This is a genomic window from Pseudorhodobacter sp. E13, assembly GCF_003991405.1.
In the GTDB taxonomy this organism is placed as follows: domain Bacteria; phylum Pseudomonadota; class Alphaproteobacteria; order Rhodobacterales; family Rhodobacteraceae; genus Pseudorhodobacter.
Map to the genome: position 1 here is coordinate 1 of NZ_RPEN01000151.1, position 17,016 is coordinate 17,016.

The following is a 17,016-nucleotide window of genomic DNA, read 5'->3' on the forward strand; positions in this document are numbered from 1 at the left end:
AACGGAAGGAAACACCAGCATTGACGCCATCATGACACGCAGAACATAACCACTGGGTGGGTCAGTTCTCGGTGACAATGCCGGGTCAATTCTCAGTGGCAATCAACAGCCCAAACGCCATCTAAGTTTGTTTCACGCCGCTGAGGACCACGATAGCCCGACTTTTGCATCCGATCGCTTGATCGCAGGTTGCACCAGCGGTTGTTTCTACGGTCCCCATCGATATGCTTGATATTTGTTTCCGGCATCGCGCCTGTCATCCACAACCATGCCAGCCGGTGCATGAGATAGCGCCGACCATCGATGCTGACTTTCAGAAACCCTCGATCATCGTGAAGCGTCCCTGCGACTGTTCCTTTCTTGGGATCTCGCGTCCAAGTGAAAATTCCCGTTTTGGGGTCATACTTCAGAACAGCGCGCAGGCGTTTTTGGGTCAGCATGTTTCGTCTCCGACAAGTATCAAGCATATACTGAGCTCTTAGGACGATAGGGCTGTTTTGTTTGTTGGGATGGACATATTTCGAGAATATTCAAATCGGCCAAGTTAACCGCGATGGATGGCCAGAAGACAAATCTAGTTTCTTCCCCGCCAATATGTGAAAACGGCCCTTACCGGCCATTGACTCTGTGTCGCGTCGCCGCGATGCAGCTTCCCCGAAACGGACATTGATCGTTCGCGCAGCATTTTGGCGGAGCCAAGGTCTGCTCAGTGGACGTAGCCGCCGTTCAGATTTTTGCAGACTTTGCGACTGATATCGGCATTCTGCCCTGATCAATCACGGTAGCTATTCTGGGTCAGACCGATGGCGTTGACCAACCGCTTTGCGGAAAAAGCTTCTCTACAATGGCGCTAAGACTAAGGACGCCCTTGTCGTCCAGGTGGCGTCCCATGATCTGCAGTCCAATCGGTCGGCCATCCTGGGAAAACCCAATCGGCACCGAGGCGGCAGGCAACCCGGTGAAGTTGGCGAGCGCGGAGAACGGAACCCATGACGACGGTGACACCATCTGCCCTGCGATCTTGTCAGGGCCGTAGGTATCAATCGGAAAGGCGGCGCTTGCGGTTGTGGGGGTCAACAGAAAATCAAAATCGCGCATGAAGGCCGCAGTGAGGTTTGCGATGCGCTTGCGTTCCATGATGGCGGCTGTGAACTGGTCGCCGGTCCAGGTTCGTTCCAAGATGCTTCCGATCCAGCCATCCAACTCGATACCCTGTTCCGCAGTCATGGCTTTCAGACCAGCCCGATCCGTCTCAAGCGCAACAAGCGTATCGAGCAATCCTTCAGTATTTCCAACGGCAGGATAAGCACACTCGACATGGCCGATTGTCGTCCTCAGGCGCTCGATCGCCCGCTCAAAAACAGAGCGCACTTCCGAATCCACAATCGCAAACCCGAGGTCGCCCGAATAGGCGATGCGGACGTTTACCATTGTGTCCAAGCCACCCAGAACCCAGTCACCACTCTCCGACGGAACAGAATGACGGTCGTAGGCCGAGGGACCAGATATCGCGGAAAACGCGAGAGCTGCATCGGCTGCGTTTCGGGTCATGGGGCCGATGTGTTCCAGGCTCTCCCAACCGGATTGTCCGGGGAAACGTGGGTCGCGGCAGCTTGGATATAACGGCACACGTCCCCACGATGGTTTCATGCCGAAGACGCCGCAAAGTGATGCCGGGATGCGTATCGAACCACCGCCATCGCTGCCCAGGGCCAATGGAACCATGCCAGTGGAAACAGCAACCGCCGAACCGGCGCTCGACCCCCCTGGCGTCAGTGCTACATTCCAGGGATTGCGAGTTGTGGGGAAAACATGATTGTGACCAACGCCACCATAGCCGAATTCAGACGTGTTTGTTTTTCCGATGATTGTCGCACCAGCTTTCCTCAGGCGTTCGACAACTATGTCATCCTGCTCAGGAACAAAATCCGCATAAAGGCGTGATCCAAAAGTTGTTCTCATACCTCGGGTGCAAATCAGGTCTTTCACGGCAACCGGAACGCCCGCCAGTGGTCCCACGGGTAAACAGGCGGAAAGGCGACGGTCGGTTTCATCGGCCTGCTCTAAGGCCGTATCATCCAATGTGCAAAAGGCATGCAAGCTGTGATCAAGGTCCTCGATCCGAGAAAGCGATGCTTCTGCAATCTCGCGAGCGGTCCACTGACGCTGTGTGACTGCGTGAGCCAACTCAAGCAGGTTCAGATTTAATGGCGTGTTCTTTGACAACCGATCAAGTCCCTTGTCTGGGCCAGAGCCATGGATTTCTCCACCTTCTTTCGGTCGGTATAAGCGAGAAGTGGATGAACTGCAGCCCCGAATATGAACGTCCGCAAGGGGCTTATTCTGTTGAAAAACTCTGCTTGATTGGCTTTTTAATCGCTGATTCACTTTCGGTAGGATTAGCGGAGGTGAACGGCGATGATGGGACCGCGGCAAGAGGCGCAAGGTGCGCTGTTCTACGAGTTCTCGATCGAAGGGCATGTCCCGCCAGATCACATCCTTCGCTCGGTCGAGAGGTTTGTTGATCTCGCCGGCCTGCGTCAGCACCTCGCACCCTTCTACAGCTCGACGGGACGGCCATCGATCGATCCGGAACTGATGATCAGGATGCTTCTTGTCGGCTATATTATGGGGATCCGGTCCGAGCGGCGGCTTTGCGAAGAGGTCCATCTCAATCTCGCGTATCGCTGGTTTTGTCGCCTGGATCTGAACAAGCAAGTTCCCGACCACTCGACCTTTTCAAAAAACCGGCACGGCCGTTTCCGCGACAGCGATCTTCTACGGCATTTGTTCGAGGCGGTCGTCGCACGCTGCATCGCTGAAGGGCTGGCGAGCGGCCAGCGTTTGGCGGCAGATGCTAGCCTGATCCAGGTCGATGCTAACCGCCAGAACTCAACACCACAGACGGATTGGCATCCTACGAGCATCAATCCCGAGGACGCGCCTCGGGCCGTCCGGGAGTATCTTGCCACCCTCGATGATGCGGCTTTTGGGGCGGCCAGCCCGGTCGAGCCAAAGTTCACCTCACATTCCGATCCGGCGTCGCAATGGACCGGGGCAAGGGGCGGCCCTGCCTATTTTGCCTATTCCACCAATTATTTGATCGACACCGATAACGGCGTGATCCTCGATGTGGAGGCCACACGTTCGATCCGTCAGGCCGAGGTTGGATCGGTGCGGACGATGATCGACCGGGTGAACGATACGTTTGGCATAAAGCCAGAACGCCTGATCGCGGACACAGCCTATGGTAAGGGCGAGATGCTCGACTGGCTGGTTCAGAAGCGCGGGATCGCGCCGCATATTCCGGTGATCGACAAATCAGCGCGCAAGGACGGCACATTCGAGCGCGCCGAGTTCGCTTATGATGCCGTGGAGGATATTTACACCTGTCCGGGCGGCAAAGAGCTGAAGCAAAGCCGCCGGGTATTTACAACGCCCAGAGAGACGAAACCCGATGAAGATGGCATGCTCCGTTACAGAGCCAGCAAGGGCAATTGTGATGGTTGTGCCTTGAAACCACGCTGCTGTCCGAAAGAACCTTCACGCAAAGTGACAAGGTCGATTTACGAGCCATCCCGCGATGTGGCTCGCGCGATAGCTCAAACGAAGCAATACGCAATCTCCTGCAAGCTCCGTAAGAAGGTCGAGATGCTGTTTGCTCACCTGAAGCGGATCCTTGGCCTGAACCGACTTCGATTGCGCGGACCATACGGCGCACATGATGAATTCCACCTCGCCGCCACCGCCCAGAACCTCAGGAAGCTCGCAAAGCTCCTCCCGACACCACCAGCCGCCCGACCAGCATAATCGAGAGAACGCGCGCCCGATGAAGAGGCCATGCCAGCCCGGCTGACACATCGAGTTTTTCAACAGAATAGGCTCAAACCGGACCTCGGATGCGGCGCAGCATCTGCCACTTCTCGATACGCTGTAGAAGCAAGGACGGCCCAAACCTGCCGTTTGACCCGCGTTCCTGATGCTGCGGTGCGGCCCGCAATTGCGGACATTCATGCGTCTTGCAGCATTCTTGCTGGTATAACGAACCGCGCATCAAGATGTCCATTGGTGGTCGAAGCCCAATCGAATACCATAAAAGCCTCGGCCTTATGCGTGAAAACACTCAAAGTTTTTGTCCGCGTCCCCATCGGCTCGGTTTTGCGTGAAAACCAACACCCCTTGCTAAGAGCACGACCGCCTGAAACGATTCCGCAGGATTGGCCGGCCTCACGCCTTTATCAAGACCTCGCGCCCGCTTATCGTGTAGGGGCCATCGCTGACCAATCGGGCGACGACGCGCGACAAGGTTTCGGGCCTGATGCCCAGCAAATCGGCAAGGTCGATGCGTGAGATTGGCAGCGTCATCCGCCTGCCCTCTGCGCTCTGCTCTCCATGGATCTGCATCAGGCGTTCCAGCAAGTCAGACAGCCTTTCGGTGTTGGACCGGGTTGCAGCGGCAATGATATGGGCGTGGCTGCGGTCGATTTCCTGAAGGCAGCGATCTGCCAAGCGGCCAAGCAATTCGGGCGTGCGGTCCATGATCTGCCGGACCGTGTGGCGCGGCACCATGCAAACCCGCGACGGCACCAGCGCTTGCGCCTCTGTTTGATGGGGCTGCCCCGCCATGAAGGACCGAAAGCCAATAACCTCCCCCGGATAGGCAAGCCGCAACAGCGTCGACTTACCGTCACCTTGGCGGCTCCGAATACCGATCAAACCTTTGGATACGCAATAAATCCCGGAATTCTCTTCGCCCTGCTCAAACAATACTTGTCCGCTGGAAAGTGGCAATCGGTCAAATCCGCGGGTGAGCATCGGCAAGGCAGCCCCGCTCACCGGTTGCCAAACACTTTGATCGCGGAAACCGCAGTTGCCACAGGGATGTTTCAGGTCGCTGTAATCACGCATGGGCGGGCCCTTTCCGATAGGGATGTATACGACAGCACACAAAGCTGCGCCACGCGGCAAGGCTGCGACCCATAGTATCAGCCAGCGACGAACAGGTTGTCTTGACGACCGTCAATGACTTTGCGCACCGCGCAAATCATTCTTGCAAAACCCGCCCCCTAGCCGAAAAGCCAAGCGCCCGATGCAAGACAATGCCGCGACGTCATGCCCCTACCGCGTGTCGGCCTTACCGCCAAAACCCAAAGGGCGCGAAGGGCGCGTGGGCGTGCTGGCCTATTTCCGAATGTTCCGGCACGATATTCTGTCGGCGCAGCCCCGGCATTTGTTCCGCGCCTGGATGGCCGAAATGCGCACGCCGTTCTTTCGGTCATATCTGTGCAATGACCCTGCGTTGGTCGATCTGGTGCTGAAACAGCGCCCGCTGGATTTCCCGAAATCCGAACGCTTGCGGGTGGGGTTAAAACCCTTGCTGGGGGAGTCGATCTTTATCAGCAATGGCGCGCTTTGGGCACGGCAGCGCCGCATCATTGACCCCGCGTTTGAAGGCGGGCGCCTGCGCTTCATCTTTCCCGCGATGTGGGACAGTGCAACCGCCGCCGTTGCCCGGTTGCTGCCCGTGGCAGATGGCCGTGCGGTCGAGGTTGAGGCAATAGCCAGCCATCTGGCGATGGATGTCATTTTCCGCACCTTGTTTTCGGTGCCGATTGAAAATGAAATTGCGAGTGCCGCCTTTGCCGCCTTTCGCGCGCATCAGCAGGCGCAACCGCTTGCCAATATCGCCGCTGTTTTGCCATTTCCGCGCTGGGTTCCGCGATTCCATTCGCGCAAGACCCGCCAGACCGCGCGCCTTATCCGCGATCTGATGGCGAAACTTGTGGGCCAGCGCGCGGCGCAGATTGCGACAGGCACCGCCCCAGATGATCTGGCGACCAAAATCATGACCACGCCCGATCCCGAAACCGGCAAGCGCTTCACCCGCGATGAAATGGTGGATCAGGTGGCGATCTTCTTTCTGGCCGGGCATGAAACATCGGCGGCGGCACTGTCCTGGGCGCTCTATCTGCTGGCGCTGTATCCTGACTGGCAAGAGAGCGTGGCCGATGAGGCCCGCGCCGAGATTGACCCCGACCGCATCTATTTCTCCGCCCTTTCAAAGCTGCGCCAGTCCCGTGCGGTGTTTCGCGAAACCTTGCGGCTGTATCCGCCTGTGCCGATGTATGTGCGCGAGGCGGCCCGGCCCGAGGTATTTCGCGCCCGCCCAATTCGGCGCGGTGCGCAGGTCATCCTTAGCCCTTGGCATCTACATCGGCATGAACGGCTTTGGGCCAACCCGGATGGGTTTGACCCGACCCGCTTTGACACAGCCGAAGGCAAGCAAAGCCAACGCGATGCCTATATTCCGTTTTCAGCAGGGGCGCGGGTTTGTCCCGGCTCGGCCTTTGCAATGGCCGAGGGCACTTTGTTGCTGTCGATGCTGGTGCGCGCCTTCCGGTTTGAACCAGTCCCGGACCGCGTGCCCGTGCCGGTGGCACAGCTCACTCTGCGGGCCAAGGATGGCATTCATCTGAAACTGACCCCCCGCGTGCAACAGGAAAGACCGCATGACAGCTAATACCTCACCCCCCGCCCAGCCTTTGCGGGCCTGGCCCTATTGGATAACGATCACCTTTGTGCCGCTGGTCTATTTGGCGGTGACGCAGGGCGGTTGGGCCGTGCTGTTGATCCCGGCCTATGGTTGGGTGTTGATGCCGCTGCTCGATACTGTTCTGGGGCGCAATCTGCGCAACCCCGACCCGAACACCCCCGAGGCGGCGCTCTTCTGGTTCCGCCTGCTGACATGGATATGGTTCCCGGTTCAGTTTGTTCTGGTGTTCGGCACGCTTTGGTATCTGACCCGGATCGGCACCTATGGCGCGGCAGAGAACCTTGCGATCATGTTTGGCATCGGGGTGACAACCGGCACCGTGGGCATCGTTTATGCCCACGAACTGATGCACAAACCGCAGAAGTTTGAACGCAATCTGGCCGATTTGCTGTTGGCTCCTGTGCTGTATGGCCATTTCCGCACCGAACATCTGCTGGTGCATCACCCCCATGTCGGCACACCGCGAGACACCGTGACGGCCCGCTATAACGAAGGGTTCTTGCACGCTTTTCTGCGGATTCTGGCAACCGGCCCTACGTCTGCGTGGCGGGCCGAGCGGGCAAAGCTGGCGCGGGCCGGGCGCAGCCCCTGGCATGGCTCCAACCCGATCTGGAAATATGCAGCACTGCAACTGGGGTTTCTGGCTTTGGCTTGGGCCATCGGTGGATGGCAGGCTGTTGGCCTGTTTGCGTTTCAGGCCTTTATCGCTGTCTGGCAGTTGGAGCTAACCAACTATGTTGAACATTATGGCCTGACCCGCCGCCATCTGGGGGGCGGTGAATATGAGCCGGTGCAGCCGCATCATTCCTGGGATTCGGCGCATCGGGTTTCGGGGGCGCTGTTGAGCAACCTGCAACGCCATGCCGATCATCACCTGCACCCGATGCGGCGCTTTCCGCTGTTACAGATTTATGATGCGACGCAAGTGCCGCAACTGCCAACCAGCTATCCGCCGATGACCGCGCTGGCGATGGTGCCTCCGCTGTGGCGGCGCATGTTCAACCCCAGGGTCCGTGCCTGGCGCAAGCAGTTCTACCCCGACATTACCGATTGGGCAGCCTATAAAAACGCCACAAATCCTGCCCCCAAAGGTGCTGGCTAGGCTGTTCATTCCCCTTTGCCCCAAAGCCGGGGCAAAGGGGAGAAGTTCAGGCAACAACCGCCCCCGACCAATCGGCCCCGCGCGCGCCGCGCACAAACCCATCCGACAGGCGCGGCCTTGGGGTTTGTGCCGTCAGGGCGGCGGCCACTTCGGCCCCGGCAATCCGCCCATCCAGCAGATCGCGGAACAGCAGGCAAACCTGCCCGAAATCGCCCGTATGCGGCGACAGGCGCAGCGTTGTGACCCCTGCTTGCGCCAAGGCGTCGGCCTGCAATGCCATGCAGGCATAGGAGTCTGCCAAGGTTTGCACGCCGTTCATCGCCAGAAACGGCTGGCCTTCGCGGGTCGCGATTGACAGGCCATCGGGATCATCCTCGCAGGCGAATTGGCAGTTATCCTTGGGGCGCGCATGCAGGCGGGCGTGATAGCAGCGCCCCGAAATCGCCAGCGGCACGCGGCCATAGCCCCAGACCTCTATTTCCACCCCCAGTTCTCTCGCGGTGGCGGCCAAGGTGGCAATCGGGTCCAGCGGCAGTTCCGGCGGCAAACACAGCCGCACAGCCCCGCGCCCGGCAAGCCAGCGCAGGGTGCTTTCATTATACACATTGACCAAAGGCCCAACGCTAAACGGGGTGCCTGCCGGAAGATGCGCCAACGCTGTCAGGTCATTCACCTCGATCTCTACGCCCATTTCGGCCAGCTCTGCCGTCATCTTGCGTTCGCGCTTCAGCGTGACCAGCGCCAGACTGCTAAGCGCGACCGTCTTGCCCGCCGCTTGCAGCACCGCGAGCGCGTCGGCAATCCGGTCCTGATAGAATGGCATGCGTTTGGAACACACCATCTCGCCCAGGCTGACGTGATCCACCGGGGCCTTGGCAACCCCGTCATAAAACGCAGCCCAGGCATCGGCTTTCCAAAAGAACTGGTTGGGGCCAACGGTCAGTTTCATAGGTTCACCTCCATGTTTTCTTGTAGGCACCGGTGGTGCTGGCCTGTCCCTCCGACAACCGCGCCAAAAGTCCCGCAGGCATCGGGCGCCCGGCGGCAAGGGCATCAACGGCGGCGCGGAAATTCTGCACCACCTGTGCCACATAAGAGGCAGAGCGTTGCCGCCCCTCAATCTTCAGCGCCGTCACCCCGGCTTTTTGCAGTTGCGGGATAAGCTGTTCGGCGTTCAGGCTGACCGGGTCTTCGAACAAATAGCCGCTTTGATCGCCTGCGGTAAAACAGCCCTTGCACAGGGTTGGATAGGGCGCGGGCTCCCCCTTTGCGGCGCTGTGGATCAGATAGCCACCCAGACGCGCCTTCAACTCTCCGGCTTCCTCGCGGTAATCGACATGGCTGGGAGGCGAACAGACGCCGTACATATTGGGCGATTTTCCGGTGGCATAGGACGACAGCGAACACCGCCCCTCGGCCATGACACACAGGCCGCCGAACACGAACACCTCTGTCTCCACCTTGGTTTCGGCATTGATCGCGGCGATTTCGGGCACCGAAAGCACCCGCGGTAAAACCACCCGTTTGACCCCAAATGTCGCAGCGTAAAAGTTGATCATATCGGCATTGGCCGCAGCCGCCTGCACCGACAGGTGCCGCCGCAGGCCGGGGTGCTTTTGGGCGGCATGGTCCAGCAAGCCCAGATCGGCCAGAATCACCGCATCGGCCTCCAAGGTGGCGGCGTCTGAAATGGCGCTGTGCCAGATGGCTTCGGCGCCTGCACGGGGAAAGGTGTTAATGGCGATCAGCACTTTTGCACCGTGCCGATGGGCAAAGGCGATGCCGTCCCGCATTTCCGCCCGGTCAAAATTCAGGCCCGGAAAGTTGCGCGCATTGGTTTCATCGGCAAAGCCGCAATAGATCGTATGCGCCCCGGCCTTGACCGCGGCCCGCAAAGACGCGGGGGTTCCCGCTGGGCAAACAATTTCCATCAGATCCACTCTCCTTGGTCTGGCCGGGTCAGGCACAACCCTGTGCGGGCCTGCGCCACGGAAATGGCCTGCCCCATCACCCCTGCAAAGGGGCCGGACAGCGCTTGCAGCTCTGCCCCGATGTCCAACTCGGCATCATCAATTGCATTGCGCAGCGCCAGCGCCGCCTCTGTATTGCCTTCGATCACCAGATCGCGCGAAAAGAACAGCGCATCGCCGTCAAAGGCCCCATGCACCAGCCCCAGCAAGGCCGCCAAGGGCCCGGCGATTTTGGTATCGCCCTGTTGTGCGCGGCGATGCAGGGCGACTTGCGGCTTGGCAGCATCTGGCAGCAGGCAGATCACGAAAGGCAGATCGGTCGGGTCCAAGACGAAACGCGCGGTTGAATAGGGGCCAAGCCTGCGAAACAGCGAGGGGTGCCGCGCCGCCACGCTGCGGGTCAGGGCCGTCAGCGCGGCCGAAAGCAGCGGCAGGGGCAAAGGGCGCAGGGCAATGGCCAAAAGCGGCGGGGCTGTTCTGATCGCCAAAGGCGCGGGCTGCATGGGGTGTCCTTTGCTCGGGTCTTGCGCCCCGTCTAGCAAAGCCGAAGCCGAAAGGAATTGACGCCCGTCAAGCCGATAGCCGCTTAGCCCCCAGAACCGGGTGCGGCGATGGCTGCGCCAAACCGCGCAGTAGCGGCAGAAGGTAGCAGGCCCAACCAAGGCTCCACGCCATAACCGACCAGTGCAGCCCCGTCAGCCCCATTGCCTCGGCGGTGGGGAACGCCAATCGCAACACCGCCGCGATTGAGATCAGTGCGATTGCGGCAGCATGGGCAGGGCTGGCAAGCAGCCGCCCCGGCGCGCGGGTCATGAAGGCGCGGGCGGTGACAGCCATGATCATGGCACCCATCGCACCCAGGGTCAGACCATGCAGCATCGTCGCTGGTGTGCCAGCATCCCCCAACCACAGCGCACGCCCCAGCAGCAACAATCCAAGGACAAGCCAACCCCAGGCCAGATAGAGCATCAACAGGTCAAACTGGGCGATCACGCCCCAGCGCGCCCAGACCATCATGCGCAGACCTTGCAATGCCCCAGCCAACAGCAACGCAGCCCCCGCCAGATCAGCCCGCTGCGCGATCACCGCGCCAAGTGACAGGGCAATGGCCCCGCTGGCCAGCACCCCGATGGCACGCAATTGCAACACCGGTTGGCCGCCCGCCGCAAAGCGGCTGTTGAAAAACGCGGGCAATGCACGCCCGCCAACCACGGATAGCAGCAGGGCAAAGCCCAGAACCAGCGCCAGCCCGATGGGGTGACCATTCCCGCCTTGTGTTGCCAACCAGACCACATCTGCCACGGCCAAAGCCACAGGCACCGCAGCCAAAGGCAGTTTGCGCCAAACGCGCGCGCGCCACAGCGGCGGCAGCATCAGCGCGGCCAATCCCAGCGGGTAAAGCACAACGCTGCCCCATAGACCCAACCCTTGCGCGCCCGACAGTATCGCGGCACGTCCAAGGCCCCAAGCCAAAAGCAAAAGGGCCAGTGACGGATACCCGATCCGGTGGCGATGGTTCGGCCCCGTCCAGCTTGGCAAGGCGATCAGCAAATAGCCGCCCAGCGCCGCGACTGCCACGCCAAAGATCAGCTCATGCGCGTGCCAAAAGGCAGGGTCCGGCACCAACTCCGGCCAGATCCAGACCCAAGGCACGAGCATTGCCCAGACCCCCATAGCCAAGAACAACGGCTTATGGGCGGCGGCGGGCCTAGGCGCTTTGCGGTTCAAAGCGCGGGAACAACACAGTTTCCTCCAGATGGATATGCGCAACAAGATCATCCCCCAATTTGCGCAGGCCGGTATACAGCGCGGTCCACGACCCACAGGCCTCTTCGGGCAGGGTCAATCCATGGCTGGCATGTTCAATCCCGCGCAACAGGTCGGTGGCGGCGTGATGATCGTCGCGCATCACCGCCAGTGGTGCAGCCAATGCGGCGGTATTACCAGCCCGCATCAAGGGGAACAGGACACGCTCTTCCTTCATCATATGGCTGTCCAACTCATCATGCAGGGCAATCAGCGCCGCCGTTAGCCCCAACGGGGCCTCCTCGTGGTCGCCATGCACGGTTTCAACCCTTTGGGCCAAGGGGATCAGGCTTTCCAGCTCGCGGCGATGGGTTTCGTGATAGCGATCCAACACATGGTCGATCAGCGCCAAAGTCTCGGTCGGGGCGTCGCGGTTCGCGGCCTCTTGCAGCGCGAAAAGCTGCGCCAGCACAGCGTCGGGGTCCAGCCCTTGCGCCTTTGCCGCCTCGGCCAAGGGCAGTTTGCCGCCACAACAAAAGCTGATACCGGCTTGGCGGAACAGTTCGGCCGCTCCGGGCATTTCGGCGGCAATATCGCGAACTTGGGTGTCCAAGGTCATAGTCATCATGGTCATTCTCCGATCGAAGAGGCCCAGGCCTTGGCTTGGGGCGGGGCAAGGTGCAACAGATCGACCGCACGCGCGGCAATCTGGGTGGTGATCTCTTGGGTGGTTTGCGGGCGCAGATAGAAGGCAGGCACCGGGGGCAGGATGATGCCCCCCATTTCCGTCACCGCCGTCATGTTGCGTAGATGTGCCAGCGTCAGCGGTGCCTCGCGTGCCAGCAAAACCAGCGGGCGGCGTTCTTTTAGCTGCACGCCTGCGGCGCGGGTCAGAAGATTGTCATCCAGCCCAGTGGCAATGGCGGCAAGGCTGCGCATGGAACAAGGGGCCACAATCATCCCCGCCACAGGGTAAGAGCCTGATGCAATGGTCGCGCCAAGATCGGTGACGGCGTAGACATTCTCGACCAATGCCACCAGATCGGCCTGCGCCCCGGGCCCGATTTCCAGCGTCAGGGTGCGTTCGGCCATGGGCGACAGCACCAGATCAACAGCAACACCCGCATCGCGCAGAACCCGCGCCGCCGCCAGCGCCAAGGCCGCACCTGACGCCCCCGAAACGCCCAAGATCACCCGCTTCGTCATCGCGCACCCCCCGGATGCCGCGCCATGATTTCGGCAGCTCGCGCCTCATGCGCCGGGTCAAGGGCCATCACCCGCCCCCATTCGCGGCTGGTTTCCGACCCGATCTTGTTGGTGGCATCAATGCCCAGCTTGCCCGCCAACCCATCACGCGGGCTGGAGAAATCCAGATAGTCCATCGGGGTGTTTTCCAGAACCATGACATCGCGCGACGGGTCCATCCGCGTGGCCATGGCCCAGACCACACCGTCCCAATCGCGCGGGTTGATGTCTTCATCCACCACGATAATGGTCTTGGTATAGGAAAACTGCGCCAACATTCCCCAAAGCGCCATCATTACGCGCCGCGCCTGCCCCGGATAACGCTTGGCAATCTGCACAACGGCCATCCGGTAGGAACAGGCGACAGGCGGCAACCACAGATCGCGGATTTCGGGGATTTGCGCGCGGATCACCGGCAGGGCCAGCGTGTTGAACACCTCGCCAATTACCGAAGGTTCATCCGGGGGGCGGCCCGTGACCGTGCTCAGATACAAAGGATCGCGGCGATGGGTGATTGCGGAGATCCGCATCACAGGGAAGTTTTCGACCGTGTTGTAATAGCCGGTATGGTCGCCAAACGGGCCTTCGGGGGCGGTGTCACCGGGATGCACCCAACCCTCGATCATAATCTCGGCATGGGCAGGCACCAGCAGCGGCACGCTGCGGGCGGCCACAAGCTGGGTGCGCGCCCCCCGCAACACGCCGGAAAACGCCAGTTCTGAAACGGATTCCGGCAAGGGCAGCGCTGCGGCCAGCAAGGTGGCCGGGTCTGCGCCAAGGGCAATGGCAACCGGCATCGGCGCGCTCGCTTGTGCCCAGCTGCGGGCGTGGGCTGCGCCGCCGCGATGCGCCAACCACCGCAGGATCAACCTGTCCAGCCCGATCACCTGCGCGCGGTAAACGCCCAGGTTATACTGCGCCACGGCATCGGGTGCCGAACCATAGGGCCGCGTGATAACAACCGGCCAGGTAATCAACGGGCCTGCATCTTCTGGCCAAGGGGTTTGCACTGGGATGCGGCCCATGTCGATGGGAGCCGCCACCTCTTGCACCGGGGCATGGCGCAAGCGTCTTGGCCGTGTCGCCAAGGCCGCCTTCAGCATCGGCCAGCGCGACAAGGCGTCGCGCATACCGTCCACCGGGGGCGGGCTGCGCAAGGCGGCAAGGAAGCCGCCAAAGGCCGGCACCTGATCCAGTGTCAGCCCAAGCCCGGCCGCAACCCGATCAGCCGTGCCGAACAGATTGCCGATCACGGGCATCAAAGGCCCTTCGCCCGGCCCGGCCACAGCGGCATCAAAGCGCAAAACCGGCCCATTGGCACGCAAAGAGGCCAATTGCAGCGCGGTCATTTCATGTTTCAGGCTGATCTTGTCGGGCAGGCACAGCACATCCCCCCGCTCGGAGGCCCAGGCCAGAAAGGCGCGCAGGTCAAGAAAGGCGGGCAGTGTCCGAATTTTGGGCCTCATGGATTAATACCGTTCTGCTATCAGCCTTGAAACGCAATGGATTTGACGAAAATCAATCGGACGGCAAATTTGGACATGAAAGGACAGTGCCAGAGAAGCTACCTTGTCGGCGAGGTTTCTTACTTAAACATGGTCGGATGATTTTATCGGTGAGTTTAGATGGTGTGCAAAAACTGACGACGAGTGGGCTCAAAAGCGGGTCCCATCAATTTCTCGAGTTTGACCGTTTCGAGAAGACGCTAACAAAAACTATTCCGTGAGAAGCTACTTGCAGCAAGAAAGTTTCGCAGTGTTGAACAGATTTCCGCCCAAGATTCAACTAACTGGCTCCTGACATGAACGACTGCTTCACACCCGACATTACTCCCCCTAGCATCTGCGGCGAATGTCGGGTTTCCGCCCTTGTTTGGACCGCTGTATCGCGCAACGTTCAACACGGTATTGGTTGCGCAAACCGACGACACACGTCCGCCACGCTCTTTGTTATGCCCCAAAGGCGGAGGGTTGAGCCGCCCCCGACCTGCCGACACCGGCAGCATTCCCATCACTAGGTCACATTTTTCCTAGGACTTCGCATGTCCCAAGCGACCACGAAAACTCCCACCCGACCGTTCTGATGCAACGCGGTAAAATAAGTCATGTAACCAACCACATGAGAAAAACATGACGAACCCATGCCAAAACACCGCGACCGCAAAAATTATCACAGACCGCATCCGCGACCTGTCACATCGCAAAACACAGGCAGAGATTGCATCCGAGGCGGGTTTCGCCAACGCCAACATGATGACCTTCCTCAAGAACGGAAAGAACAAGGTGCCACTGGACCGTGTTCCGTCCTTGGCCAAAGCTTTGGAGGTGGACCCCGCATACCTGATGCGCCTTGCTCTTGACCAATCCGTCGGTGCGACGGCTGCGAAAGCAATCACCGACATTTTCGGCACGCCTGCAACCGAAAATGAACGCGGTTGGCTGGATGAACTGCGTGATGCATCAGACAACACCGACCCCCGCCTTACGGCTCGGTCGCGCGCTGCACTTAGAGGGATTTTCAACAAATGAGCGAACCCATTTTCGCTTTACCCACGGCCCCAGCGGGACCATGGGACCAACTGACCGAAAACGAGAAGGCTTGGATTGAGTTCATCCGAGTCATCAGTGGCGGTCGTGACCCGCGCATTACACCCAAACGCGTTAAGGCACTTAGAGAGATGCTGGACCCTGTGGTTTCATCGGATCAAAAATAGGGAACCAATGTTTAGTTCCTGAGGACCGGGGAATATGGAATTGCTATCTTTTTCCCTCGGAAGGGACGTCGGCAAGATGGCAGAAACGCAAGGTATGGACACGGGCTTGCCACACAATATATTTTTTGTGTGGCAAGCGCAGTTCTTATAGGCTATACCACACGAAAGATACTTTGTGTGGTAAGCCATGCCTCAAGCCTCAATTAAACATCATACGCTCACCGGGCAATCCGCTTGGCAGGACCTGTTGCGTCTTCTGAAAGAGACTGCGATCTCTGACATCCGAGGCAAACCTACGCTGCGCCAACGCGACAACCGAGGATACTGGTATGACCGCTATCGTCTCGGAGATCAGATCATCGAGCGGTATATTGGTGAGGACAATGACGACCTGCGCCATCGCCTTGAACGTCACGAAACCTTGCAGTCCAGCGCACGCGACCAAAAATCAGAGGCTGCACGTCTCATCCGCCTGATGCGCAGCGAGGGTTATTTAACACCGGACCTCGCGACCGGCCAGATTCTCATGGCAATGTCGCGAGCAGGCGTCTTTAGGCTTGGTGGAACCGTCGTCGGGACGCAGGCATTTCGGCAATATGAAGGTGTTCTCGGAGTGCGCATTGGCGCAGATCAGGCAGCGCAGACAAATGACATCGACATTGCAAGTTTCGAACGCTTATCACTTGCGCTCCAAGATCAGGTAGACCCCGCCCTGGCCGATGTTTTCAAAAGCCTGGATTTCTCGGCAGCGCCGTCCCTTGACCAGCGTAGAGTTTGGCGCTGGCGGCAGACCCACCGCCAAACTATGGTGGAATTCTTGACACCATCTTTCAAGGATGACGAAGGCCTGCGTGACTTGCCTGCACTCGGCGTTTCCGCCCAGTCGCTCCACTTTCTAAACTACCTGATAGCAGAGCCACTGACGGTGCCACTTCTCTATCGGGACGGCGCCTTGATACAAATACCACGTCCGGAACGTTATGCGATCCACAAGCTAATAGTATCAGAACGGCGCAGGAAAGGCGATGACGGCCTGAAAGCTCGCAAAGATCGGGCGCAAGCTGGATTCCTCATAAATGTGCTGAGTGAAGAGGACCCCTACGCCCTTGCCGAGGCCTATCAAACGGCGATCTCAAAGGGAGCGGCATGGCGCGAAGCGATCGAACGCGCGTTAAGCAAACTTCCAGACACCGCAGGAAAACTTCAAGCCCTTCCCTGAGAGACAGCATGAGTTCGCGGACTGATTTACACAAAGTCACACACTTGCCAGAATGCCATTTACCATCGATAAGGGACGAATAAGATCGGCCCGCTTTGCTACAAAATCACGCTCAATACAGTGCTACAAAGATACTCGTAACCCATTGATTTCATTAATACAGTCGAGAGTTCAATCCTCTCTCACAGCACCATCCTAACTCTTTGATATTGGCAATCTTTTTTGATGCTTCACGCGTCGTGCCGCCTCTACCCGTGCAGAGAGGTGGTGCAGATGCGGTAAGCAGTGCCAAACCGGGAACCGACCGCTTGCCTGCGGCTTCAATGCTCCAAAAATGTTGCGCCGCGGCGTTATCGGGGCGCCGATGACCTGCGTGGGGCGGGCTGGTGCCTCGTGGTCAGCGTTTGCATTGGCTATGCAGAGTGATCCGTCCAGAGACCCTGCGCGCGCCATAGCCGTTCGGCACAG

General features: G+C 59.4%; 15 protein-coding genes. 5 read left to right on the forward strand and 10 right to left on the reverse strand.

What is annotated here, in order from left to right; genetic code table 11:
• Positions 1–92 precede the first annotated feature (92 nt).
• On the reverse strand, positions 93–440 hold the full coding sequence (locus EGN72_RS06460) for an HNH endonuclease (RefSeq protein WP_158623150.1): 348 nt from the start codon (positions 438–440) through the stop codon (positions 93–95).
• Positions 441–795: 355 nt separating this feature from the next.
• A complete protein-coding gene (locus EGN72_RS06465; RefSeq protein WP_199743713.1) occupies positions 796–2,226 on the reverse strand; it encodes an amidase in 1,431 nt (476 codons plus the stop codon).
• Positions 2,227–2,418: 192 nt separating this feature from the next.
• Here EGN72_RS06465 and EGN72_RS06470 point away from each other — a divergent pair, with 192 nt between their 5' ends.
• Complete coding sequence (locus EGN72_RS06470; protein ID WP_127045848.1) at positions 2,419–3,810, forward strand: IS1182 family transposase; 1,392 nt, start codon at positions 2,419–2,421, stop codon at positions 3,808–3,810.
• A gap of 417 nt (positions 3,811–4,227) precedes the next feature.
• Here the strand turns inward: EGN72_RS06470 and EGN72_RS06475 are convergent, their stop codons facing one another.
• Positions 4,228–4,908, reverse strand: a complete 681-nt coding sequence (locus EGN72_RS06475) for a Crp/Fnr family transcriptional regulator (protein ID WP_127045849.1) — start codon at positions 4,906–4,908, stop codon at positions 4,228–4,230.
• A gap of 181 nt (positions 4,909–5,089) precedes the next feature.
• Here EGN72_RS06475 and EGN72_RS06480 point away from each other — a divergent pair, with 181 nt between their 5' ends.
• Positions 5,090–6,520, forward strand: coding sequence for a cytochrome P450 (locus EGN72_RS06480; protein ID WP_127045850.1), 1,431 nt, complete (start codon positions 5,090–5,092; stop codon positions 6,518–6,520).
• On the forward strand, positions 6,510–7,655 hold the full coding sequence (locus EGN72_RS06485; RefSeq protein ID WP_127045851.1) for an alkane 1-monooxygenase: 1,146 nt from the start codon (positions 6,510–6,512) through the stop codon (positions 7,653–7,655). Before EGN72_RS06480 ends, EGN72_RS06485 begins: the two co-directional genes overlap by 11 nt.
• A 46-nt stretch (positions 7,656–7,701) precedes the next feature.
• Here EGN72_RS06485 and EGN72_RS06490 read toward each other — a convergent pair whose 3' ends face one another.
• The 7 genes from EGN72_RS06490 to EGN72_RS06520 form a co-directional block, all read right to left on the reverse strand.
• Complete coding sequence (locus EGN72_RS06490) at positions 7,702–8,604, reverse strand: U32 family peptidase (protein ID WP_127045852.1); 903 nt, start codon at positions 8,602–8,604, stop codon at positions 7,702–7,704.
• Between the two features lie 4 nt (positions 8,605–8,608).
• Entirely contained in the window at positions 8,609–9,586 is a 978-nt protein-coding gene (locus tag EGN72_RS06495) for a peptidase U32 family protein (RefSeq protein ID WP_127045853.1), read from the reverse strand.
• The gene (locus EGN72_RS06500; protein ID WP_127045854.1) at positions 9,586–10,128 is read right to left on the reverse strand and encodes an SCP2 domain-containing protein; all 543 of its coding nucleotides are present in this window, start codon (positions 10,126–10,128) and stop codon (positions 9,586–9,588) included. The genes EGN72_RS06495 and EGN72_RS06500 overlap by 1 nt, the downstream gene beginning before the upstream one ends.
• A gap of 67 nt (positions 10,129–10,195) precedes the next feature.
• On the reverse strand, positions 10,196–11,404 hold the full coding sequence (locus tag EGN72_RS06505; RefSeq protein WP_127045855.1) for an NnrS family protein: 1,209 nt from the start codon (positions 11,402–11,404) through the stop codon (positions 10,196–10,198).
• Positions 11,334–12,005, reverse strand: a complete 672-nt coding sequence (gene ric, locus EGN72_RS06510; protein ID WP_199743714.1) for an iron-sulfur cluster repair di-iron protein — start codon at positions 12,003–12,005, stop codon at positions 11,334–11,336. Before ric ends, EGN72_RS06505 begins: the two co-directional genes overlap by 71 nt.
• Positions 12,002–12,577, reverse strand: a complete 576-nt coding sequence (locus EGN72_RS06515; protein ID WP_127045857.1) for a UbiX family flavin prenyltransferase — start codon at positions 12,575–12,577, stop codon at positions 12,002–12,004. Before EGN72_RS06515 ends, ric begins: the two co-directional genes overlap by 4 nt.
• Positions 12,574–14,070, reverse strand: coding sequence for a UbiD family decarboxylase (locus EGN72_RS06520; protein ID WP_127045966.1), 1,497 nt, complete (start codon positions 14,068–14,070; stop codon positions 12,574–12,576). The genes EGN72_RS06515 and EGN72_RS06520 overlap by 4 nt, the downstream gene beginning before the upstream one ends.
• A 675-nt stretch (positions 14,071–14,745) precedes the next feature.
• On the opposite strand from EGN72_RS06520, the gene EGN72_RS06525 reads away from it, so the two are divergent.
• Together EGN72_RS06525 and EGN72_RS06530 are read left to right on the forward strand one after the other, a co-directional pair.
• Entirely contained in the window at positions 14,746–15,144 is a 399-nt protein-coding gene (locus tag EGN72_RS06525; protein WP_127045858.1) for a helix-turn-helix transcriptional regulator, read from the forward strand.
• 372 nt (positions 15,145–15,516) lie between these two features.
• Complete coding sequence (locus EGN72_RS06530) at positions 15,517–16,548, forward strand: GSU2403 family nucleotidyltransferase fold protein (RefSeq protein ID WP_127045859.1); 1,032 nt, start codon at positions 15,517–15,519, stop codon at positions 16,546–16,548.
• The last annotated feature ends 468 nt before the right edge of the window (positions 16,549–17,016 follow it).